This is a genomic window from Modestobacter sp. SYSU DS0511 (assembly GCF_054050755.1).
The window spans coordinates 143192-164262 of the sequence record NZ_JBJGZY010000001.1 but is presented as its reverse complement, the minus strand read 5'-3'; the positions used below and the strand labels follow the sequence as shown (position 1 = coordinate 164262).

Here is a 21071-nt window from a genome sequence, read left to right as displayed (position 1 = left end):
CGGGGGCGCGTCGGCGTGAGGACCCCGATGGCCAGGAGCACCGTCATCCGCCCGTCCTGGGCGCGGGGTGGTCGACGGGGGCAGCGTGGGGCCGGTGCACCGGTGCACCGGTGGCTCTGCGGCCTGCACCGGTCGGCACGCGGCTGATGGTGCGCCAGGTGGACGACCGCCCGCTCGACGGGGCCCTGGGGGGTTCCCGCCGGGTGCTGCCGCCACCACCCGCGATGGGTGGCCGACGCGCTCGCGACGGCCCACCGCCCACGGTGCGGGCGCCCGTATCCCGCCGGTCCTGCCGATGCCCCACCGGGGATGACGACCTCCTCGATCCGCGCCGCAGACCACGGTCGGCCGCAGAGGCCGTACAGTCCACGGTGATCGCCGTTGTGCCTCTGCTTCGTTCCCGGACGTCCGCAGTCGTCTCTGCCTGACGTTCCTTCTCGGTCCTGCCGGTCGGTACGGCGGTCCCGGTCCGACGACTGTCGCACCGGACAACCCCCCACCGGGACGAGGACGACATGACCCAGGGCACCGTGAAGTGGTTCAACAGCGAGAAGGGCTTCGGCTTCATCGAGCAGGACGGTGGCGGCCCCGACGTGTTCTGCCACTACTCGGCGATCAGCGGTAGCGGCTACAAGTCGCTGGACGAGGCGCAGCGCGTCGAGTTCGACGTCACGCAGGGCCAGAAGGGCCCGCAGGCGGAGAACGTCCGCCCGATCTGAGCGATGTGACGAGGCCCCGGCGTTCCGCGCCGGGGCCTCGTCCGTTCCCGGGCCCGGTGCACGTCCCGCCGGGCAGCGCTGGACCGGCCGACGCCGTCCAGCGGGCCCACCGAACGGATCGACCGAGCCCCGCCCACTCAGGAGGCACCTCATCGCCACTCCCCGGTCACGCTGCGCCGACGCCCACCTCGGGTGCACCTGCCGCGGCGACGCCGCCGTCCACGAGCAGCGCGCCCGCGAACGCGACGAGGCGCGCGCCCAGGCCGGCGACGTCGTCCCCTGCCCCGAGTGCGGCCGGCCCACCACGCCCTTCCAGCTGGTCACCTGGGGCAACTGCCGGGCCTGCCGCACCGCCCACTCACGATCGGTGGAGCCGCTGCGCTGGTGAGCACGCCCCACCGGCGGTGAGCGGCGCCCACCGCCGGTGGGTCAGTCCCCGGCGGGCTCCGGCAACGGCAGGGGCGCCACGGGCGCCGGCCGAGCCGCCAGCGCGTCGGTCAGCAGCGCGACCAGCGCCTCCAGCTGCACGTCCGCCGACGACTGCACCTCCTCGTCGGAGCCGTCGAGCGCCCGGGCGGCCAGCCCCGCCTTGCTGTCGATCAGCTCGGCGATCCGCGCGTCGATGGTCTGCGCGGCGATGATCCGCCAGGCGGTGACCGGCTCGGTCTGCCCGATGCGGTGGCTGCGGTCGATCGCCTGCGTCTGCTCGGCGTCGGTCCACGAGAGCTCCGCCAGCACCACGTTGGACGCCACCTGCAGGTTCAGCCCCACCCCGGCCGCGGTCAGCGAGCAGACGGCGACCGCGACGTCCGGGTCGTTGACGAAGGCGTCGACGTTGCGCTGCCGCACGCCGGGCGTCTGGTCCCCGCGGATGGAGGAGAACCGCACCCCCTGCTTGGTGAACACCTGCTCGGCGGCGTCCATCACGTCGACGTGCTTGGCGAAGAAGACCACCTTGCCGGCGCTGCGCGCGAGCTGTGCGGCGTAGTCGGCGGCGAGGTCGGCCTTGGCCTGGCCGATGCGGCGGAGCATGCCGAACACGTTGTCGCCGCTGCTGGAGGACGTCGCGTCCTTGAGCTCCCAGCGGGCCACCGTGCGGACCAGGTCGGCGTCGATGCCCTCGACTGGCTCACCGGAGCGCCGGTTGGCCAGCGCCGTCTCGTACCGGGCCACCATGCGGCGGGCGAGGTCGCGCTCGGCCGCCCGGATCGACCGGCCGGCCGCGCCGTCCAGCTCCACCGGCAGGTCGGCGATCCGGCGGGCCGGGATGTCGGCGGCGACCTCCACCTTGCGACGGCGGACGATGCCCATGTCGATCACGCAGCGGCGGGCCGCGGGGTAGAAGCCGGGGTCGGCCGGCGTCAGGCCCACCTCCTCGAGCGCGTTCATGAGCTCGCCCAGCGGCTTGGCGTCGTCGATCCAGCCGAGGAACTGCCAGATCGCCCGGAAGTCCTCGATGTCGTTGATCAGCGGTGTGCCGGTCAGCGCCATCAGCAGCGGCCGCACCGTGCGCGTGCGGAGCCGCTCGGAGAGCTCGAGCACGTGCTGGGAGCGCTGGGAGGTCTTGTTCTTGATGAAGTGCGCCTCGTCGACGACCATGCCGCGGAAGCCGAACTCCCCCAGCCAGCCCACGTGCCGGTCCAGGACCTCGTAGTTGACGACGACGATGTCGGCGAAGCCGTCGACGGTCTCCCCGTTGCCGTGGATGACCGTGGCCCGCCGGTGCGGCGTCCAGCGGGCGGCCTCGCGGGCCCAGTTGGTCTTGACCACGTTCGGCACGACCACCAGCAGCGGGTAGGCGTCGGCCGCGTCCGCGGCGAGCAGCGCCTGCGCCGTCTTGCCCAGGCCGGGCTCGTCGGCGAGCAGGAAGGTGCGGTGCCCGGCGGCCGCGGCGGCGACCAGCTGCGCCTGGTGCGGCATCAGCTCGGCGCCCCCGGACAGCGGCCGGGCGGACGGAGCGGGCAGCGGCATGCAGGCCGCGTCGCCGCCGCCGGCGCGCTCGAAGGAGTTGAGCAGCGGGCCGATCAGCTCCCAGCCGGCCAGCCGGCGCGGCCGGGCGACGGGCGGCGGTGCGGCCGAGAAGTCGGGAGCGAGGAAGGGGTTGGCCAGCTGCCGGGAGATGACCGACTGCGGCACCACCCGGTGCTCGGGAGCCGCGGCCGGCGTGGCGGCCGGCTCGGGCTCGGGCTCCGGCTCGGGCTCCGGCTCGATCCCCACCGACCGGAGCATCTCCTGCTGCAGCGACCGGGCGGCCCCGGTGACGACGGCGTCGTCGGCCAGCAGGGCGAGCAGGCCGGGGTCGCGCACCGCGGTCTTGGCCAGGATCGTGCCGATCCCGTCGATCCGCTTGAGCTGGTCGGACCGGGCGGCGGAGCTCAGCGTCTCGTCCGCCCGCACCCGGGCGTGCTCCTCGCGCACCATCAGCGCGACGACCTGGAACTTGGTGCGCACCGCGGGGGTGACGCGGCCCGCCTGGACGGCGGCCTCCACCGATCGGACGGTGCGGGACAGCAGCGTGACCACGTCCCCGGGGACGCGTCGCTGGTTCCGCGGGGCCGCACGTCGCTGGCCCGTCGAGCGCTGGCCTGATCGGCCCAAGACTCCTCCTCTGGGTGCCGCGGGCCGAGTGGCCCACGGCACGGTGCCGCGCACCGTCCCGCGACCGGACGACGGTCGTTCCCGGAGGCGGCCTCCGGTGACCATCCCGAGCCATGACCCGGCCCGGGGGGGGGGGATCCGGCGAGGGATCGACGCCGCGGCGCCTGACGCCCGGCCCTCGAAGGAGGACCCGGAGCCGCCCGTCGACGATCGGGCCGACATCCGCACGCAGGACGTCGTCGCGAGACACGCGGCACGTGCCGCGCGATCGGTGCTCCTCCGAGGCTACCGCCTGCCGGCTCGCGGGGCAGCGCGCGCCGGGCGGGCCGCGCTGACGGCCTGTCCACCCGGACCACGCCGGCCGGAGGAAGGGGCCGCGCCTGGATCAGCCGAGGGCCACCCCGGCGACCGGCAGGGCGATGAACACCCCGCCGGCATACGCCGGCATGGCCCACCGCTGGCGCGCAGCGAAGGCGCCGAAGGCCTCGGCCACCCGCACCGGGAGGTAGCGGATCTGCGGCACCGGGTAGACGAGGACGACCGCGGTGACGTTGAACAGCACGTGCACCAGCGCGATGACCAGGCCCTCTGGCTGACCGGTCGCCAGCGCGGCGAGCAGCGCGGTGGCCGTCGTGCCGAGGTTGGCGCCGATGGTGATCGGGTACGCGTTGCGGACCGTCAGCACGCCCGCGGCGACCAGGGGCAGCAGCGTGACGGTGACGATCGAGGAGCTCACGACGAGGATCGCCGCGACCGTGCCCACCCCGATGCCCACCAGGCCGCCGGCCTTGCCGACCGAGCGGTTGGCCTTCTCCTGCAGCGGCCCGCTGACCACCGAGCGCATGTTCTTGCTGATGTACCTGATCGTCACGTAGAGCGCCGCGATCCCCAGCACGAGCATGACGGTGCCGAGGAAGGCACCGGCCGGGACCATCGCGCCCAGGACCGTCTCCACCGCGGCGTTGGCCGGGTCCGTCGCGAGGGCGAGAGGGCTCTGCAACTCCACCCCGGAGACGCCGGCGTCACCGACCAGGCCACCGAGCCAGCGGGCCGTGGACGACAGGAAGCCGGTGAGCAGCTCCAGCGGCAGCAGCACCAGCACCGCCAGGATGTTGAACATGTCGTGCATGGTCGCGGCCGCGACGACCTGCCGGAACTCGCCCCGCCGCTGCATGCTCACCAGGGTGACCACGGTGTTGGTCACGGTGGTGCCGATGTTGGCGCCCATGACCATCGGGACGGCGAGCTCCACCGGGATGACGCCGGCGGCCACCATGCCCACGATCGCCGAGGTGGACACCGACGAGGACTGCACCAGGATGGTCGCCAGCACGCCGGCGAAGAGCCCGGACAGGGGATGGCCCACCCCCGCCAGCACCGCGTCGTTGAACCCCTCGCCCATCTGGGCGATCCCGTCCTCGACCACCCCCACCCCGACCAGGAACAGGTAGAGCAGGAGGAGTGCGAGGACCGCGCGGCCTGCCACCTGCCCCCGGCTCATCCGCTGCGTCGGTGCGGTGTCGTCCGTCGTCGCGTCGTCCTGCCGGTCGGTCACGGCGGCCCCCCTGGATCGGTGCTCGACGCCCCTGGGGTTACCGGCCCGGGCGACGCCGGCATGACGTCGGGACGAACTGCGGATGTCGACCCCCGGGCCGAACCCGCCGGGGGGTCGGCCCGGGACGCCCGGCTCCTTCGCCGGGCACGACCGTCCCCGGCGTGGGAGCCTGCGCTCGTGACGCCAGGCGCGCGGCAGACGATCCAGCGGACGGCCAGCACGCGGTCCTACCGCGGCCTGTCGGTGCACGCAGCGCCCGGCGTGCACGAGTACGCGGTGACGCTGGTCCGCGCGGCCCTCCCCGAGGGTGGCCGGATCCTCGAGGTGGGCGCCGGGTCCGGGGCGCTGGCCCTCCGGCTCCGCGACGCCGGCTTCGACGTGGTACCGACCGACCTGGACCCGCCGCACGAGTGGATCCACCGCCTGGACCTGGACCACCCGGAGTGGACCGAGGAGACCCGCGGCCCCTTCGACATGGTGGTCTGCGTGGAGACCCTGGAGCACGTGGAGAACCCGCGCCAGGTGCTCCGGTCGATCCGGTCCCTGCTGCGGGTCGGCGACCGGCTGCTGGTCAGCACCCCGAACGTGACGCACCCGCACTCACGGCTGAAGATGTTCCTCCGTGGCGCCCCGTACATCTTCGGCCCGAGGCACTACTACCAGCCCGGGCACATCACGATCCTGCCCGACTGGATGCTCACCGAGCACGTGCGCCAGGCCGGCTTCGACCGGATCGAGGTGACCACGGCCGGCAGCACCGAGTACCGCGGGCTCCGGCAGCTGGCCCACCGGGTCGAGATCGCCGCCCTCCGGGTCATCGGGCTCCGGCACCGCGCGGCCGACGGCGAGGGCGTCTGCACGTTCGTCACCGCGGTCGCGGCGTGACCGCCGCTCACCGACCACGTCGTCCACCGGCTACGTCACTTGTCTCGGGGCGCCCGCGACGAGTGCGCGCCCCGTTCCCGTCATCCGCGCGATCCGGAGTGACGCAGCTCATTCCTACCGTGCACTGAGAGAGGTGGCCGGTCGATCCCGGTCGCCCACCGCCGTCCCAGCGACCCCTGCCAGGAGCCTCCCCCATGAGTCAGATGGTCACCCTCGGCGCCCCGCGTGCGGCAGCGTCCCCGATGCCCGGAACCCGGGACGTCGGCCGCCTGCTGGTGCAGTGCCACGACCGCCCCGGCGTCGTCGCCGCGGTCTCGACCTTCCTGGCCGAGCACGGGGCCAACATCATCGAGCTCGGCCAGTACTCCACCGACCCGGAGGGCGGCCGGTTCTTCCAGCGCACCGTCTTCCACCTCGAGGGGCTGTCGGCGCAGCAGGAGCGCCTCGAGGCGGAGTTCGCCCAGGTCGCGGCCCAGTTCGAGCTGGACTGGTCGCTCACCCGGGCCGACGAGCCGAAGCGGGTGGGCATCATGGTCTCCCGCTACGACCACTGCCTGCTGGACCTGCTGTGGCGGGTGGGCCGGGGCGAGCTGGCGATGAACCCGATCATGGTGGTGAGCAACCACCCGGACCTCGCCGACGAGGTGCGCGCCTTCGGCGTCCCGTTCATCCACATCCCGGTCACCAAGGACACCAAGGCCGAGGCCGAGGCCCGCCAGCTGGACGTGCTGCGCGGCAACGTCGACCTGGTCGTGATGGCTCGGTACATGCAGATCCTGAGCAGCACCTTCCTCGAGAACGTCGGCTGCCCGGTGATCAACATCCACCACTCGTTCCTGCCGGCGTTCATGGGCGCCAACCCGTACGTGCAGGCGAAGTCCCGCGGCGTGAAGCTGATCGGCGCGACGGCGCACTACGCCACCCAGGACCTCGACGAGGGGCCGATCATCGAGCAGGACGTCACCCGGGTGTCGCACGCGCAGACCTCGGCGGAGCTGCAGCGCCGCGGCGCCGACGTCGAGCGCTCCGTGCTCGCCCGCGCCGTCGCCTGGCACGTCGAGGACCGGGTGTTCCGGCACGGCAACGCGACCGTGGTGCTCTGATGGCCGCCACCCTGATGGACGGGAAGGCACTGGCCGCGCGGGTGCGCGAGCGGACGGCGGCCGAGGTCGCCGAGTTCACCGCGCGCACCGGGCGCGCACCGGGCCTGGCCACGGTGCTGGTCGGCGAGGACCCGGCGTCGGCGGTCTACGTGGCCAGCAAGCGCAAGCAGTGCGTCGCGGCCGGGATGACCGACCACCACCGGCTCCTCCCGGCGACGGCGACCCAGGAGGAGGTGGCCGCGGTCCTCACCGAGCTGGCCGCCGACCCCGACGTCTCCGGCATCCTGCTCCAGCTGCCCCTCCCCCGCGGACTGGACGCCGGCCCGCTGATCCAGCTGATCCCCGCCGAGAAGGACGTCGACGGGCTGACCACGCTCAGCGCGGGCCTGCTGGCCCAGGGGCGTCCGGGCCTGCGCCCCTGCACGCCGTCCGGGGTGATCGAGCTGCTCGACGCCCACGACGTGCCGCTCGAGGGTGCCGAGGCCGTGGTCATCGGCCGCTCCGAGCTGGTGGGCAAGCCGGTCGCCCAGCTGCTGCTGCAGCGCAACGCCACGGTGACCGTCTGCCACTCGCGTACCCGTGACCTCGCCGAGGTCTGCCGCCGCGCCGACGTCATCGTCGCCGCCGCCGGCAAGGCCGGGCTGGTGCAGGGCGACTGGGTCAAGGACGGCGCCGTCGTGGTCGACGTCGGCATCCACCGGACCGACTCCGGCCTGGTCGGTGACGTGGACACCGAGGCCGCCGCGGCGCGAGCCTCGCTGATCACCCCGGTGCCCGGCGGCGTCGGCCCGATGACCATCGCGATGCTGCTGCAGAACACGCTGCTGGCCGCCCGCGCCCAGGTCGAGACCGGCTGAGCCCGGTCGTGCCCACCCGCGCGACATTTGACCCGTCCGCGGCTGCCGCACCCGGCCGCAGCGGTCCCGCCATTGCACTGTGCCGCCGGTCACAAGGTCGTCCCTATCGTGACGGTGGGACGAACGGCACCGGCCGGCCCGCCCAGACCCCGCCGCCCGCGCCCCGGCCCCGGGCGCGCACCACACGAGGAAGGGACACGGAGTGAACAGGTCGCTTCCGCGCAGCCCCGAGACCCGCGCTGCCCTGCGCCGGACGTTCGAGACCCTCGGCTACGAGGTCATCCCGTTCAAGAAGACCGGCGACGACGTGCAGGAGCACGTGCCCACCGACGTGCGCCTGACGGTCACCGCCTCCCCCGCCAAGGGCATGGGGGCCACCGTCGAGCTGGCCGTCCGGCTGACCAAGGCCGGTTACACCGTCGCCCCGCACCTGAGCGCCCAGCAGATCTCCGACCGAGCGCACCTGACCGACGTCATCGCCCAGGTGCGCGAGGCCGGCATCACCGAGGTGTTCGTGGTCGGGGGTGACCCCACCGACACCCCGACCGAGTTCAAGGACGCGCACGCGCTGCTGCTGGCGATGAAGGAGATCGGCCACCCGTTCACCGAGGTGGGCATCGGCGGTCACCCGGAGGGCCACCCGTCGGTCTCCGAGGACGTGCTCTACGGTGCGCTCGCCGACAAGGCGCCCTACGCCCAGCACATCACCACCCAGATCTGCTTCGACAGCAAGCGGATCCTCGGCTGGGCCCGTGAGCTACGCCGGCGCGACATCGACCTGCCCATCCACATCGGTATCCCGGGTGCGGTGACCCGGCAGAAGCTGCTGCGGGTCTCCAACGGGCTGGGCGTCGGCGAGTCGGCGAAGTTCCTCAAGAAGCAGCAGAACCTGCTGTGGCGCTTCTTCCTGCCCGGCGGCTACAGCCCCGACGGCATCATCCGCGGCCTGGCGCCGGAGATCGGCGCGCCCGACCAGCGGATCGAGAAGTTCCACGTCTTCACCTTCAACGACCTGGCGCCGACCGAGGCGTGGCGGCAGCAGATGCTCGCCCGCCTCGCCGAGTAGGCCGGCGCCACCGCACCGTCCCACCCGCACCGTCCCGCCCGCACAGCCCCGCCGCCCTCCTGGACGGCACCGGGAAAACTCAACGACGAACGGACCCAGATGAGCGCCAAGAACCTGCAGGAACTGCTGGACCAGAAGGGCAACACCGTCGAGCTGCTGCGCGACTCGCAGATCGGCGCCTACATCTACCCCGTGGTGCCCGCGGAGTTCACGAACTTCCGCCGCGAGGTCAAGTCCTGGCAGAACACCGCCGTGCTGTTCGACCAGTCGCACCACATGTTCAACACCTACGTCCGCGGCGCGGACGCCCTGAAGCTGCTGACCGACACCGGCGTGAACAGCACCGCGAACTTCCCGGTGAACAGCGCCAAGCAGTTCGTGCCGGTCTCGCCCGAGGGCGGCGTCATCGGTGACGGCATCCTCTTCCGGCTGGCCGAGGAGGAGTTCGTCTTCGTCGGTCGCGCCCCGGTGGCCAACTGGCTGATGTTCCACGGCAGCAAGGGCTACGACGTCGAGCTGGAGAACGACCCCCGCTCGCCCTCGCGCCCCTACGGCAAGCAGGTGACCCGCAGCGTCTGGCGTTTCCAGATCCAGGGCCCGCGCGCCTGGGACGTCATCGAGAAGCTCAACGGCGGCCCGGTCGAGCAGCTCAAGTTCTTCCGGATGAGCACCATGAACATCGCCGGCAACCAGGTGCGCACCCTGCGCCACGGCATGGCCGGTGCCCCGGGCCTGGAGATCTGGGGTCCGTACGAGACCTACGACCAGACCCGCGAGGCCATCCTCGAGGCGGGCCAGGAGTTCGGCATCGAGCCCTGCGGCTCGCGCGCCTACTCGAGCAACACGCTGGAGTCGGGCTGGATCCCCTCGCCGCTGCCCGCCGTCTACACCAGCGAGGGCCTGCGCGAGTACCGCGAGTGGCTGCCGGCCGACGGCTACGAGGCCACCAACGCCCTCGCCGGCAGCTACGTGTCCGACAACATCGAGGACTACTACCAGAACCCGTGGGAGCTGGGCTACGGCGGCTTCGTGAAGTTCGACCACGACTTCATCGGCCGTGACGCGCTGGAGGCGGTCGACAAGGAGAGCCAGCGCCGCAAGGTCACGCTCGAGTGGAACGCCGAGGACGTCGCCAAGCTGCTGGCCTCGCCGGTCGACAAGAACGGCCCCGGCTACCAGTTCTTCGACCTGCCGAACGCCAACTACGGCTCGTCGAGCTTCGACCGGGTCGAGGACGCCGACGGGAGCCTGCTGGGCCTGTCGATGTTCACCGGCTACAGCTCCAACGAGCGCGTCGCGCTGTCCCTGGCGACCGTCGACCCGAGCGTCCCCCACGGCGCCGAGGTGCGGGTCATCTGGGGCGAGCCGAACGGCGGCAGCAAGAAGACCACCGTCGAGCCGCACGAGCAGTTCAGCGTGCGCGCCATCGTGAGCCCGGCGCCGTACACCGCCATGGCCCGCGAGAGCTACCAGCCCGGCTGGCGCACCGGCGACTGACCTGACCGGTCGGTCACGCCAGGGGCCGGGGAACGCTGCAGCCGCAGCGTTCCCCGGCCCCTGGTCGTTTCCGGTGGCGGCGGCCTCACCGCCGCCCACTCGCCCGCATGATCACCTCGGGCCCAGCGGGGTCATCCCGGCTCCGAGGCCCCGCTGGACGCGAGGTGATCACCGCTCGGGGCGAGGCATCCGCCGTACTCAGCTCCCGGTGACGGCCGACAGGATGCGCAGGGCGTCGGCGGTGCCGGCCACCTCGTGCACCCGCACGCCCCAGGCGCCGGCCTGCGCGGCCAGCACCGAGGTGGCCAGGGTCGCCGGGTCACGCTGCTCCGCGGTCCGGGTGACCCCGCCCTGCTCGGTGAGCACGGCCTGCAGGAACCGCTTGCGCGAGGCGCCCACCAGCAGCGGCAGCCCCAGATCGACCAGCGCGTCGAGGTGCCGCAGCAGCGCCACGTCGTGCTCCGGGCGCTTGGCGAACCCCAGCCCGGGGTCGAGCACCAGCCGGCCGGCGTCCACGCCGGCGGCGACGGCGGCGTCGGCCCGCGCGGTCAGCTCGGCGCGCACCTCGGCGACGACGTCGCGGTAGCGGGCCGCGGCGTACATGTCCCGGCTGTGGCCGCGCCAGTGCATGAGCACCCAGGGCACCCCGGCGTCGGCGACCACGCGGGCCATCGCCGGGTCGGCCAGCCCACCGCTGACGTCGTTGACCAGCACCGCACCGGCGGAGATCGCCGCCTCGGCCACCGCCGCCCGGGTGGTGTCCACGCTGACCGCCACGCCGGCCGCGGTCAGCTCGGCGACCACCGGCACCACCCGGCGCAGCTCCTCGGCGACCGCCACCCGGTCGGCGCCGGGGCGGGTCGACTCGCCACCGACGTCCACGTAGTCCGCCCCGTCGGCGGCCATCGCCAGGCCGTGGGCCACGGCCGCGTCCGGGGTCGACCACAGCCCGCCGTCGGAGAACGAGTCCGGGGTGACGTTGAGGACGCCGAGCACGGCGCACCGGTCGGACCGACGGAGCAGCGGGTGGGCCAGCGGCGGCGCACTGGGCGGGTTCACGACGGTGGCCACGCGGTGCTCCCTGGGACGGGGCGGCGCCGGGCGGCCGCCGATCCGTCGACGCTACGGAGCCGGCGCCCCAGCCGGATCGGGCCGCTGCCCCACCCGGACCGCGACAGATGACCCGCTCCGGGTGGATGCTCCGGCTGCCCACCCCGGACCGGAGGAGCCGCATGCCCAGATCCGAGCCCGCCGTCCTGCGGCTGCCGTTCCGCGGCACCTGGCGTGCGGTGAACAGCCCGGCGCGACGGGTGCCCAGCCACGGCAGCCACCTGTTCGCCACCACCTACGCGATCGACTTCGTCGCCGTCGCCGGGCAGGACACCGCCCGCACCCGGGACTGGCGGACGGCGCTGGCCACCGAGCCGCCGGAGCGGTTCGTCGCCTTCGGGCAGCCGGTGCTCTCCCCCGCGGCCGGCCGGGTGGTGACCGTGCACGACGGCGAGCCGGACCACGCGGCGCGGCGGTCGGCGCCGGCCCGGATGTCGTACGCGCTCACCCAGGCATCGCGGGCCCGAGGCGGGGCGGGGGCGCTGGCGGGCAACCACGTGGTCCTGGCTGCCGGTGACGGTGCGTTCGTCGTCCTCGCGCACCTGCGCGCCGGGTCGGTCGGCGTGCGCGTGGGCCAGCACCTCGAACCCGGCGATCCGCTCGGCGCGTGCGGCAACTCGGGCAACTCCACCCAGCCGCACGTGCACCTGCAGGTGATGGACGACGCCGACCCGTTCCGCGCCCGCGGGGTGCCGATGGTCTTCACCGACCTGCGGGTGTCGCCGGCGGGCGGCGGGCCGCCGTTCGACCTGGCACGCGGCATGCCCGGCGAGCACGACGTGGTCGAACCGCGGTGACCCCCGCCCAGGACAGCGCAACGAGGGTTGCCCCGGTCCCCGACCGGGCAGACGCCCGTCATGCCGAGGACCGTGGAGATCACCTTGCCCCCCGACCGGGTGGAGGCCGCCGTGCAGCAACTGCGCGGGATGGAGCCCCTGTCGCTGAAGGTGTTCCGCGGAGCGTCACTGCAGCCCCCCGGCGACGTGGTCGCGGTCGAGGTGACCAACCGCCGGCTGGCCGAGGTGATGCGGCTGGCCGACCGGTGCGGGGCCGGCACGGACTCCGCCGTCTCGCTCTCGACGAGCCGACCGGCCAGCACCGTCTCGGCCGGCCGGCACGACGACGTGATGGAGGACATCACCAGTGGCACGGCCGAGGAGATCGAGCTCGAGATCGGCCGGGAGAGCACCATGACCGCCGGGAAGGTGGGGGTGATGGCGACCGCCGGGCTGATCGCGGGGTTCGGCCTGGCCAGCGGCAGCCTGCACCTGGTGATCGGTGCGATGGTCATCGCCCCCGGCTTCGAGCCGTTCAGCCGGGTCGCCCTCGGGCTCGTCGAGCGCAGCGCGGCCTGGCGGCGCGGCCTGGTCGCCGTGGCCAAGGGGTACGCCGCGCTGGCGGCCGGCGCGGCGGTGAGCGCACTGGCCGCGATCGTCTTCGGCGCTGACGCGCTGGACGCCGGGACCAGCAGTTACCTGTCGTCCGCGGCCCTGGTCAGCTACTTCTCGACCACGTCGTGGGTGAGCTGGGCGGTGGCCGTCGTCGGCGGGCTGGGGGGCGCACTGCTGCTGGTGATCAACCGCCGGGTGCTGACCGCCGGCGTGATGATCGCCCTCGGGCTCATCCCGTCGCTGAGCCTGGCGGCCATGGCCGTCGTGGCGGGCGACGGCGAGCTGGCCCTGCGCGCCCTCGGCAGGTGGGCCGTCGATGCAGCGGTGGTCACCGCGATGTCGGTGGGGGTCTTCGCCTGGCACCGCAGGCACGACGGCCGACCCGCGACCAGCTGACCGGCCGGCCCCGGGCACGCGCGCCCGCGGCCGGCCCGGCAGGATGGGCGGATGCCGCGCGAGCTCCCTCCCCTGCCCACGATGGTGGTCGGCAGCCTGCCGCAGCCCGACTGGTTGATCGACCGCGAGCGCCTGGGTCACCAGTTCCCGCCGCGGGTGCGGGCCGCCGAGCTGTGGCGCATCCCCCCCGAGCACCTCGCCGAGGCCCAGGACGACGCCACGCTGGCGGCGATCCGCTCCCAGGAGGAGGCCGGGCTGGACGTGGTCACCGACGGGGAGATCCGCCGGGAGTCCTACTCCAACCACTTCGCCACCGCGCTGGCCGGGCTCGACCTCGACGACCCCGGGCACGTGCGCAACCGGTCGGGCATCGACATCCCGGTGCCCCGGGTGACCGGCGAGCTGCGTCGCCCCGCCCCGGTGCAGGTCGCCGACGTGCGGTTCCTCCGCGCGCACACCGACCGGGCGGTGAAGATCACGGTGCCCGGGCCGTTCACCATGGCGCAGCAGGCGCAGAACGACCACTACCCCGACGACCGGGCCCTGGCGCTGGCCTACGCCGACGTGGTGCGCGAGGAGATCGCCGACCTGTTCGCCGCCGGCGCCGACATCGTGCAGGTCGACGAGCCGTGGCTGCAGGCCCGCCCGGAGATCGCCCGGCAGTACGGCGCCGAGGCGCTCACCCGCGCCGTCGAGGCCGCCCCCGGGCCGGTGCACGTGCACCTGTGCTTCGGCTACGCCGCGATGGTCGCCGAGCGACCGGCCGGCTACTCGTTCCTCCCCGAGCTCGCCGACGTCCCGGTCGCCGCCGTCTCGGTGGAGACCGCCCAGTCGCACCTGGACCCGGCGACGCTCCGGCCGCTGCGCGGGAAGGGCATCGCCCTGGGCGTGCTCGACCTGTCCACCCCGGAGGTGGAGACCCCGCAGGTGATCGCCGACCGGGTCCGCCGCGCGCTGGACTCCGTCGACGTCGACCGCCTGCTGCTGTCCAGCGACTGCGGGCTGAAGTACCTGCCGAGGGAGTCGGCGGCGGGCAAGATGCGCTCGCTCGCCGAGGCCGCCGCGGTGCTGCGCACGGAGCTGTAGCCGGAGCGGGTCAGGTGCCGCAGAAGGTGCGGTAGGGCCCGAACGTGTCCGGCGCGGGTGCGGCGTACCGCTCGAGGCCGGGCCGCTCGTCGAAGGGCCGCGTCACCACGGCGACCAGCTCCTGGACGGGGCCCAGGTCGCCGGCGGTGGCGGCGTCCAGGGCCTCCTCGACCAGGTGGTTGCGCGGCACGTAGACCGGGTTGGTGCGCTCCATCAGGTCGGCGTCCGGGGCGAGCGCCCGCCAGCGGTCGAGCCAGCCGTCGAACGCGGCCAGGTCGAGCACCAGCCGGCGGGCCGGCTCCGCGTCGCCGCGGGCGGCGGCACCGAGGGCGCGGAAGAACGACGTCCAGTCGGCCCGGCTCTCCTGCAGCAGCGGCAGCAGGTCCTCGACGACGGCGGCCGCCTCGTCGCCGCCCTCGCTCAGGCCGAGCTTGGCGCGCATGCCGGCGCCCCAGACGGCGTTGTACTCGGCGCGGAACCGCCCGAGCGCCTCGACCGCGATCGGCACGGCCTGCTCCTGCTCGTCGTGCAGCAGCGGCAGCAGCGCCTCGGCGAGCCGGGCGAGGTCCCACTCCGCGGCGAGCGGCTGGTTGCCGTACGCGTAGCGGCCACCGGTGTCGATCGAGCTGTACACGGTGGCCTGGTCGTAGCCGTCGAGGAACGCGCAGGGGCCGTAGTCGATCGTCTCGCCGGAGATCGTGACGTTGTCGGTGTTCATCACCCCGTGCACGAAGCCGACCAGCATCCACTGCGCCACCAGCGACGCCTGGGCGGCGACGACCGCCTCGAAGAGCGCCAGGTAGGGCTGCTCGGCGTCGGCTGCAGCGGGGTGGTGCCGGGCGATCGCGACGTCGGCCAGCCGGCGGAGCAGGTCGACGTCGCCGGTGGCGCGGGCGTACTGGAACGTGCCCACCCGCAGGTGGCTGCTGGCCACCCGGGCCAGCACCGCGCCGGGCAGCAGGGTCTCCCGGCGCACGTCCCGCCCGGTGGCGGTGACGGCGAGCGAGCGGGTGGTCGGGATGCCGAGTGCGTGCATCGCCTCGCTGACCACGTACTCGCGCAGCATCGGCCCGACCGCGGCCAGCCCGTCGCCGCCCCGGGCGAACGGCGTGCGGCCGGAACCCTTCAGGTGCAGGTCGCGCGGGCGGCCACCGTCGTCGACGAGCTCACCGAGCAGCAGCGCCCGCCCGTCGCCCAGCCGGGGTGAGTAGTTGCCGAACTGGTGGCCCGAGTAGGCCTGCGCCACCGGGTGCGCCCCCTCGGGCACGGCGTTGCCCACGAGGAAGCGCACGCCCTCGGGGCTGCGCAGCCAGTCGACGTCCAGGCCGAGCTCCCCGGCCAGCTGCTCGTCCAGGACCAGCAGCGTCGGGGCGGGCGCCTCCTCGGCCTGCCACGGGAGCGCCAGCTCGGGCAGCTCGCGGGCGAATCGGTCGTCGAGGCGGACGGTCGGTCCCGGGGCGATGCTCACCTCGTCCAGCGTACGAGCCTGCGCGGCTCCCGGCCGGGTCACCAGCTGCCGCCGCCACCTCCACCGGCCGCGCCGCCCACCGACGTCCCGCCGGCGCCGCTGCTCACCGGCGGGGAGAGCACCGGGTTGTCCGGGGAGGAGAACGCGACCATGGCCGGCCACATCCCGGCGTACCCGGCGCCGTGCGCGGGCACGTACCACTCCGGCGCCGGTGCCGGGCCGGCCGCCTCCAGCGTCCGGGCGAACTCCGTCGCGACGCCCAGCGCGACCGCGTGCGGCAGGTACCGGGCGCGCGGGTCGCCCGCGAGGTCGTCGACCCGGCCGGCGGCCACCCGCGCCAGCGCGTCCGACGCGGCCAGGGTCTCGCGGAACGCCACCACCTGCTGGTGCACCTCCGCGCCGGCCGCAGTCCGCTGCGGCATCCGCCCGGCGAGGGCGAGCACGACCAGCCCGGCCAGCACGACGCCCAGACCGGCCAGCGCCCAGGTGGTGGTCGCCGCGAGCACGACGGTCAGGACGACGCCGAGGCCGAGCAGCCCGGCGCCCCGGCCGTACCAGCGGCGGCGCACGGCCGCTGGGCTGGCGGTGAACCAGCCGAGCTCGACCACGTCGGCGTAGATCGCCGAACGCACCCGCCCGTCGAGCCCGCCGAACCGGGGCTGCAGGTCCGACAGGGTGAGGACGTCGCCCTCGGCGAAGACTCCGTCCAGCAGCAGCCGCTCGTAGGAGCGCAGGCCCCGCGGGTCGGCCGCCGTGCGCACCAGCCGCCAGTCCGCCGGCGCGTCGTCGGCGTCCTCCCGCTCGTCGTCGGCTGCGGCGCCGCCGGTCTCCTCGATCCGCAGGTGACCGCGGACGGCCAGGTCGAGCAGCGTGGCGGTCACCTCGTGCCGCTGGGCGTGCCCGTCGAGCACGGTGCCCAGCTGCGCGGGACGCCCGTCCTGCGGCGGGGTCAGCTGCGGCGGCAACGGGCCGGACGGCCCGCGGGGACGCCCGCGGCGGGCCAGCAGCAGGACCGGGCCGGCGAGGGCCAGCAGCGCGGCGAGGGAGAGGCCCACCGTGGCCGGGGTCGCCCGGAAGGCCTGCGCCGGGCTGAACGTGTCGTCCAGGACGGGCTCCGCGGCGGCGAAGGTGCCCGCCGGCCAGCGCCCGGCGACGGTGACGCCCTCCTCCGGCCCCAGCCCGGACGCCTGCGCGTGCAGCTCGCCGCCGGGCTCGACCGCGACGTCGCACGGGGTCCGCGACCCCTCACCGCCGACGACGCAGTCCGCCTCGACCGGCGCGGCGCCCGCCGGTCCGGTGACCCGGACGTCGACGTCGTCGATGGGCACCTGCCAGCCGGTGCCGACGGCGTTCCACCGCAGCTCGTCGACCCCGGAGCCGACCCCCGAGCCGGCGTCGGCGACGCCCGCGACCCGGTACTCGATCTCGTAGGTGTGCCGACCGCTGACCTCGGTGTCCTCATCGCCGACCCGGATGGTCAGCACGCCGTCCTCGCGGGTCAGCTCGGTGTCCGCCGGGGCTCCGGTGGGGCTGTCGACGCTGACGTCGCTGACCGGGTGCAGCCGGTCGCGGGTCTGCTCGTAGGGCAGCCGTTCGGGGATCAGCCGTTCGATCCCGTGCCGCTCCTCGTCGCCGAAGTCGTAGTCGATCACCTCGGTGACCTGCAGCGAGCCGTCGGCGGCCGCCTCGACCCGCACGTCGTAGGAGCGGATCGCCTCCGCCGGTCCGTCGCCGGTGCAGCCGGCCAGCAGCACCGCTCCGAGGACGATCAGCCCGCCCGTCGCGAGTGCCCGCGGTGTGCCCGTGCCGTCCATGTGCGCCCCGTCCATGCGTCCCTGTCGCCGTCGTGCCAGCTGCAGCCGACCGAGGATCGCCGCGCAGCGACGGCCGGTCAACGCGGCGGGCCGTGCAGCGGTGTGTGCGGGGCGCGCGGGCAGTGGGTAGGGCGGACCGCATGGGAACAGGGAGCGCGGCGGTCGCCGCCGCGGACCAGTGGACCGACCCCGACGGGATCCGCCGGCCGGCCGGTGAGGTGCACGCCTGGCAGTCCGGGCGCAACGAGACGGTCTGCGGCCTGTCGCTGAGCCGGTCGCGGCTGCGCCGGTTCCCGCACGTCAGCTGGGCCGACGCGCAGCCGGAGTCCGGCCGGCACGCCGACGCCGTCGTCGAGGTCTGCCGCCGCTGCCGGGCCGGCATGGGCGCCCGCCGGGACGAGCGCGGCTGGACGCGGACGAACCCGCGCCCCTGACCGCACCCGCCCGGCGTCAGGACGGCTCGTGCAGCGGCTCCTTCCGCCGCACCCGCTCGTGCCCGTCGGCCGGCGTCCACTGTCACTGCTGGATCTCCGGCAGGTCCTCCCCGTGGCGTGCGCACGTGCTGCCGGTGCTCGAGGGGCAGGGACGTTGGTCAGGCGGCGCCGGGCCGGACGGCCGGGCGCCCGGCGGGATCAGCCGCGGTAGTTCACGTGCACGTGGTCGAAGTGGTTCGCCGTGCCGCTGCCCCGGTCCGCCATGGCCTTCCAGGAACCCGACGGCGAGGAGAGCATCCGCTGCTCCCAGATCAGGTAGTCGACCCCCAGCTCGGCCCAATGCGCGCGGTGGTACTCCACGATGGCGTCCCCGAGTGCGGCGTTCGTCATCACCATGTAGTCCAGCGCGAGGCCGGAGGGGTGCCCGCCGGGGTCGGCCGCGCTGGCACGGGTGCCGCCGAGGGTGATGCTGCCGGCGCCGGGCACGGCGGAGACGACAGCGTCCGCCGCCGCCTGGACCACGGGCCGGACGCCGCCCGCGCTGTTGCTGATCCGGGCCACCGCGCTCGCGGCCGCCGCGGCGGCGGTCGTCGCGGCTGCGGCGGTGCCTCCCCGAGGCCGGGCTGCCGGTGCCGCCTCCCGCTGCGCGGCGGCCTCGGCGGCCGCCTCCTCGGCGGCGGCCTTCGCTGCCGCCTCCTCGGCGGCGACGCGCTCGGCCGCGGCCCTCGCCTCGGCCTCGGCGGCCAGGCGCTCGACCTCGGCCTGGTCGGCGGCGGCCTGCGCCTGCTGCGCCGCCACCTGGGCGTCCTCGCGGCTGCTGCGGCTGGCGGCCATCCGCTCCAGCGGCGCCAGGTCACGGGCCGGGTCGACCGGGCGGGCCCCGGCGGTCAGGCCGAGCGCCTCGGCCACGCTCACCGTCTCGGTGGGGGCCGCCTCCGCCTGGGCGACGGGCTCCGGCCCGGCGAGCACGTTCATCCCGACCGCGCCGGCGGCGGCGACGGCCAGGTAGAGCGAGGGGCGGCGCAGGCCGGTGGGCGGGGTACGGCGGGCAGCGGTGGTACGGGGGCGCATGAGCAGGAGGGCTCCGAGACGGCGGGCGGCGGGCCCTGGGAGGGGCGCCGCGGGCTGCGGTGGTCCACCGGGCGCCTTCCCCACGATGACGGGGCGGACGTCGGTGGCGTCCACTCGGACCTCGCCGCACAGGGGGCGGGACGGCCGACCGGACCCAGCCACCGTAGGTGCGTTGTGGAGTCATGACAATCCACCGTCGACGATTCGTCGAGTGACGCCCCTCGCGTCCCAGGCGCCCCACGCCGGACCGTCTGCTCGGTCCTCCCCCGCTCTCCGTGCGCATCCCCCGTGCTGCAGCGCAGGGAATGCGCACGGAGGGCGTGGGAGGCGGGAGCACCTCCGCGCTCAGTGCATGCCGAGCCGGGCCAGCGGCTCCACCAGCTCCCGCTCCTCGTAGGCCAGGTGCGACAGCAGGGTGTCGCTGAGCAGGTCGACCGCAGCGCGCAGCCCGGCCATCCCGTCCGGTGCCGAGACGAACTCGACCAGCGCCCGGTCGACGCCCTCGAGCACGTCGTGGATGGCGTGGTGCTCCTGCTCCAGCCGGTCGATGACCGGACCCAGCCGGGCGTCGCCGGCGCGCAGGTGGGGGAACATCGACTGGTCCTCGATGGTGTGGTGCGTGGTCACGATCCGGCAGTAGGCCTCGCAGTAGGTGCCCAGCGTCCACTTGTTCTGCCGCATGGTCAGCACGCTGATGTGCGACCGCGCCGTCCCGACGTCCATCGTGCCGGCGGCCACCTGGTCGACCAGCGACTGCACCTGGGCCAGCTCGGCGCGCAGGCCGTCGTGGATGGCGACCAGGTGCTGCCCCTGGGCCAGCTCGTCCGGCGTGTAGCCGCGGCCCGGGTCCGGTGCCGGCCCGGTCGGGCGCGTCGACTCGTCCCACACCCGCCGCTCGCTGCGCCGGGTCCCGTCGTCGGGCGTGGGGACGACGGGGAACGACGACACCCCGCCGGCCACCGCGGGCGCGGGTTCCGCCGCGGCGGGGACGGGGCCTGCGACGACCGCGCCCTCGGCGGCCACCAGCTCCCGGACCGCGGGGGCCACCTCGGCGGCGAAGCGGCGCAGGTCGTCGGGGTCGTCGCTGCCCAGGACGAACGTGCCGATCCGCTGTTCCAGGGCCAGCTCGGCGAGCTCCTCGGCCCACTGCTCGGCCGGCCCCTGCAACGGGCCGCGACCGTGGGCGGTGAAGGTGCCGGTGATGTTGAGCAGCCGGCGCACGTCGGCCGGGGACCGCCCGGCCGCGACCGCGGCCTCGTCGACGATCGCGTTGCCGCGGGCCAGGTCACCGGGCTGCAGGTAGCTCAGCGAGGGGAGCCAGCCGTCGGCCCGGCGGCCGGTCAGCGCGAGCATCCGCGGCTTGTAGGCGCCCAGCCAGATGCCGACGTCGTGCGCGGGCGCCGGCCCGCGCTTCGCACCGACCACCCGGTGGAACTCCCCCTCGACCCGGACGCCGCCGCGCGCGTCGGCGTCCCAGGCCTGGCGGACCACCTCGATCGCCTCCTCCAGCGCTTGCACCGCCTGCCCACCCGTCAGCCGGCGGCCGCCCATCGCCGCGATGGCGTCCCAGAAGGCGCCGGCGCCCAGGCCCAGTTCCACCCGCCCGCCGCTGAGCAGGTCGAGGCTGGCGACGCTGCGGGCGAGCACGGCCGGTGGCCGCAGCGGCAGGTTGGTGACGTTGGCGGCCAGGTGGACGGTGCCGGTGCGCGCGGCCACGTAGCTGAGCAGCGTCCAGGTGTCCAGGAAGCCGGGCTGGTAGGGGTGGTCCTGGAACGTGACCAGGTCCAGCCCCACCTGCTCGGCCAGGACCGCGAGGGCGACGGTCCGGTCGGGGTCGGCGTTGGCCGGGGTCAGGAAGGCACCGAAGGACAGCGGGTGGCCGGGGTCGCTCACACCCCGACTCTCGCACGCCGACTCGCCGGAACCGTGCGCATCACGGTTGCCTCACGGATCCGGGACCGGCGCTCGACCGGGTGCCGGTTCCGGGTAGTGGCCGGGGAGTCCCACGGCGGCCGGACCGG

At 74.7% G+C, this 21071-nt stretch carries 17 protein-coding genes; 10 read left to right on the top strand and 7 right to left on the bottom strand.

From position 1 onward, the window contains the following. Positions 1-515: 515 nt before the first annotated feature. Positions 516-719 carry a cold-shock protein gene (locus ACI783_RS00760; protein ID WP_457076956.1) on the top strand — a complete coding sequence of 68 codons (204 nt, stop codon included), beginning with the start codon at positions 516-518 and terminating at the stop codon, positions 717-719. Between the two features lie 429 nt (positions 720-1148). Here the strand turns inward: ACI783_RS00760 and ACI783_RS00755 are convergent, their stop codons facing one another. Both ACI783_RS00755 and ACI783_RS00750 read right to left on the bottom strand, forming a co-directional pair. After that, a complete protein-coding gene (locus ACI783_RS00755) occupies positions 1149-3242 on the bottom strand; it encodes a DEAD/DEAH box helicase (RefSeq protein ID WP_457138663.1) in 2094 nt (697 codons plus the stop codon). A gap of 460 nt (positions 3243-3702) precedes the next feature. Then, entirely contained in the window at positions 3703-4872 is a 1170-nt protein-coding gene (locus ACI783_RS00750) for a Na/Pi symporter (protein ID WP_457138662.1), read from the bottom strand. A gap of 177 nt (positions 4873-5049) precedes the next feature. Between ACI783_RS00750 and ACI783_RS00745 the strand changes: the two genes are divergently transcribed. From ACI783_RS00745 to ligM, 5 genes are all read left to right on the top strand, one after another. Continuing rightward, positions 5050-5757 carry a class I SAM-dependent methyltransferase gene (locus tag ACI783_RS00745; protein ID WP_457138661.1) on the top strand — a complete coding sequence of 236 codons (708 nt, stop codon included), beginning with the start codon at positions 5050-5052 and terminating at the stop codon, positions 5755-5757. A 194-nt stretch (positions 5758-5951) separates the two neighbouring features. Then, a complete protein-coding gene (purU, locus tag ACI783_RS00740) occupies positions 5952-6860 on the top strand; it encodes a formyltetrahydrofolate deformylase (protein WP_457138660.1) in 909 nt (302 codons plus the stop codon). Beyond that, the gene (gene folD, locus ACI783_RS00735; RefSeq protein ID WP_457138659.1) at positions 6860-7717 is read left to right on the top strand and encodes a bifunctional methylenetetrahydrofolate dehydrogenase/methenyltetrahydrofolate cyclohydrolase FolD; all 858 of its coding nucleotides are present in this window, start codon (positions 6860-6862) and stop codon (positions 7715-7717) included. The genes purU and folD overlap by 1 nt, the downstream gene beginning before the upstream one ends. 202 nt (positions 7718-7919) lie before the next feature. After that, positions 7920-8783: a methylenetetrahydrofolate reductase gene (locus ACI783_RS00730; protein WP_457138658.1), complete on the top strand. Its 864-nt coding sequence runs from the start codon at positions 7920-7922 to the stop codon at positions 8781-8783. Between the two features lie 99 nt (positions 8784-8882). Further along, positions 8883-10280, top strand: coding sequence for a vanillate/3-O-methylgallate O-demethylase (gene ligM, locus ACI783_RS00725; protein WP_457081269.1), 1398 nt, complete (start codon positions 8883-8885; stop codon positions 10278-10280). Between the two features lie 198 nt (positions 10281-10478). Here ligM and folP read toward each other — a convergent pair whose 3' ends face one another. Then, complete coding sequence (folP, locus tag ACI783_RS00720) at positions 10479-11351, bottom strand: dihydropteroate synthase (protein ID WP_457138657.1); 873 nt, start codon at positions 11349-11351, stop codon at positions 10479-10481. Between the two features lie 161 nt (positions 11352-11512). On the opposite strand from folP, the gene ACI783_RS00715 reads away from it, so the two are divergent. Genes ACI783_RS00715 through ACI783_RS00705 form a run of 3 tightly spaced genes read left to right on the top strand, consistent with a single transcriptional unit; the run spans position 11513 to position 14263 of the window. After that, positions 11513-12187: a M23 family metallopeptidase gene (locus tag ACI783_RS00715; RefSeq protein WP_457138656.1), complete on the top strand. Its 675-nt coding sequence runs from the start codon at positions 11513-11515 to the stop codon at positions 12185-12187. A gap of 60 nt (positions 12188-12247) precedes the next feature. Further along, positions 12248-13177, top strand: a complete 930-nt coding sequence (locus tag ACI783_RS00710; protein ID WP_457138655.1) for a DUF389 domain-containing protein — start codon at positions 12248-12250, stop codon at positions 13175-13177. A gap of 51 nt (positions 13178-13228) precedes the next feature. Next, the gene (locus ACI783_RS00705; RefSeq protein ID WP_457138654.1) at positions 13229-14263 is read left to right on the top strand and encodes a 5-methyltetrahydropteroyltriglutamate--homocysteine methyltransferase; all 1035 of its coding nucleotides are present in this window, start codon (positions 13229-13231) and stop codon (positions 14261-14263) included. Positions 14264-14273: 10 nt separating this feature from the next. On the opposite strand, the gene ACI783_RS00700 is transcribed toward ACI783_RS00705, so the two are convergent. Together ACI783_RS00700 and ACI783_RS00695 are read right to left on the bottom strand one after the other, a co-directional pair. Further along, positions 14274-15731: a protein adenylyltransferase SelO gene (locus ACI783_RS00700; RefSeq protein ID WP_457138653.1), complete on the bottom strand. Its 1458-nt coding sequence runs from the start codon at positions 15729-15731 to the stop codon at positions 14274-14276. Between the two features lie 38 nt (positions 15732-15769). Then, positions 15770-17560 carry a DUF2207 domain-containing protein gene (locus tag ACI783_RS00695; RefSeq protein WP_457138652.1) on the bottom strand — a complete coding sequence of 597 codons (1791 nt, stop codon included), beginning with the start codon at positions 17558-17560 and terminating at the stop codon, positions 15770-15772. A 125-nt stretch (positions 17561-17685) separates the two neighbouring features. Between ACI783_RS00695 and ACI783_RS00690 the strand changes: the two genes are divergently transcribed. Beyond that, positions 17686-17979 (top strand): hypothetical protein, encoded by a 294-nt coding sequence (locus tag ACI783_RS00690; protein ID WP_457081282.1) that lies wholly within the window; start codon positions 17686-17688, stop codon positions 17977-17979. A 198-nt stretch (positions 17980-18177) separates the two neighbouring features. Here the strand turns inward: ACI783_RS00690 and ACI783_RS00685 are convergent, their stop codons facing one another. Both ACI783_RS00685 and ACI783_RS00680 read right to left on the bottom strand, forming a co-directional pair. Further along, positions 18178-19050 carry a hypothetical protein gene (locus ACI783_RS00685; protein ID WP_457138651.1) on the bottom strand — a complete coding sequence of 291 codons (873 nt, stop codon included), beginning with the start codon at positions 19048-19050 and terminating at the stop codon, positions 18178-18180. 345 nt (positions 19051-19395) lie between these two features. After that, positions 19396-20943 (bottom strand): LLM class flavin-dependent oxidoreductase, encoded by a 1548-nt coding sequence (locus ACI783_RS00680; RefSeq protein WP_457138650.1) that lies wholly within the window; start codon positions 20941-20943, stop codon positions 19396-19398. Positions 20944-21071 lie beyond the last annotated feature (128 nt).

Bases quoted from the DNA above. Each gene is read 5' to 3' on its own strand.
- ACI783_RS00760 (WP_457076956.1), top strand. From the start codon at position 516: ATGACCCAGGGCACCGTGAAGTGGTTCAACAGCGAGAAGGGCTTCGGC.
- purU (WP_457138660.1), top strand. From the start codon at position 5,952: ATGAGTCAGATGGTCACCCTCGGCGCCCCGCGTGCGGCAGCGTCCCCG.
- folD (WP_457138659.1), top strand. From the start codon at position 6,860: ATGGCCGCCACCCTGATGGACGGGAAGGCACTGGCCGCGCGGGTGCGC.
- ligM (WP_457081269.1), top strand. From the start codon at position 8,883: ATGAGCGCCAAGAACCTGCAGGAACTGCTGGACCAGAAGGGCAACACC.
- ACI783_RS00715 (WP_457138656.1), top strand. From the start codon at position 11,513: ATGCCCAGATCCGAGCCCGCCGTCCTGCGGCTGCCGTTCCGCGGCACC.
- ACI783_RS00710 (WP_457138655.1), top strand. From the start codon at position 12,248: ATGCCGAGGACCGTGGAGATCACCTTGCCCCCCGACCGGGTGGAGGCC.
- ACI783_RS00705 (WP_457138654.1), top strand. From the start codon at position 13,229: ATGCCGCGCGAGCTCCCTCCCCTGCCCACGATGGTGGTCGGCAGCCTG.
- ACI783_RS00695 (WP_457138652.1), bottom strand. From the start codon at position 17,560: ATGGACGGGGCGCACATGGACGGCACGGGCACACCGCGGGCACTCGCG.
- ACI783_RS00690 (WP_457081282.1), top strand. From the start codon at position 17,686: ATGGGAACAGGGAGCGCGGCGGTCGCCGCCGCGGACCAGTGGACCGAC.
- ACI783_RS00685 (WP_457138651.1), bottom strand. From the start codon at position 19,050: ATGCGCCCCCGTACCACCGCTGCCCGCCGTACCCCGCCCACCGGCCTG.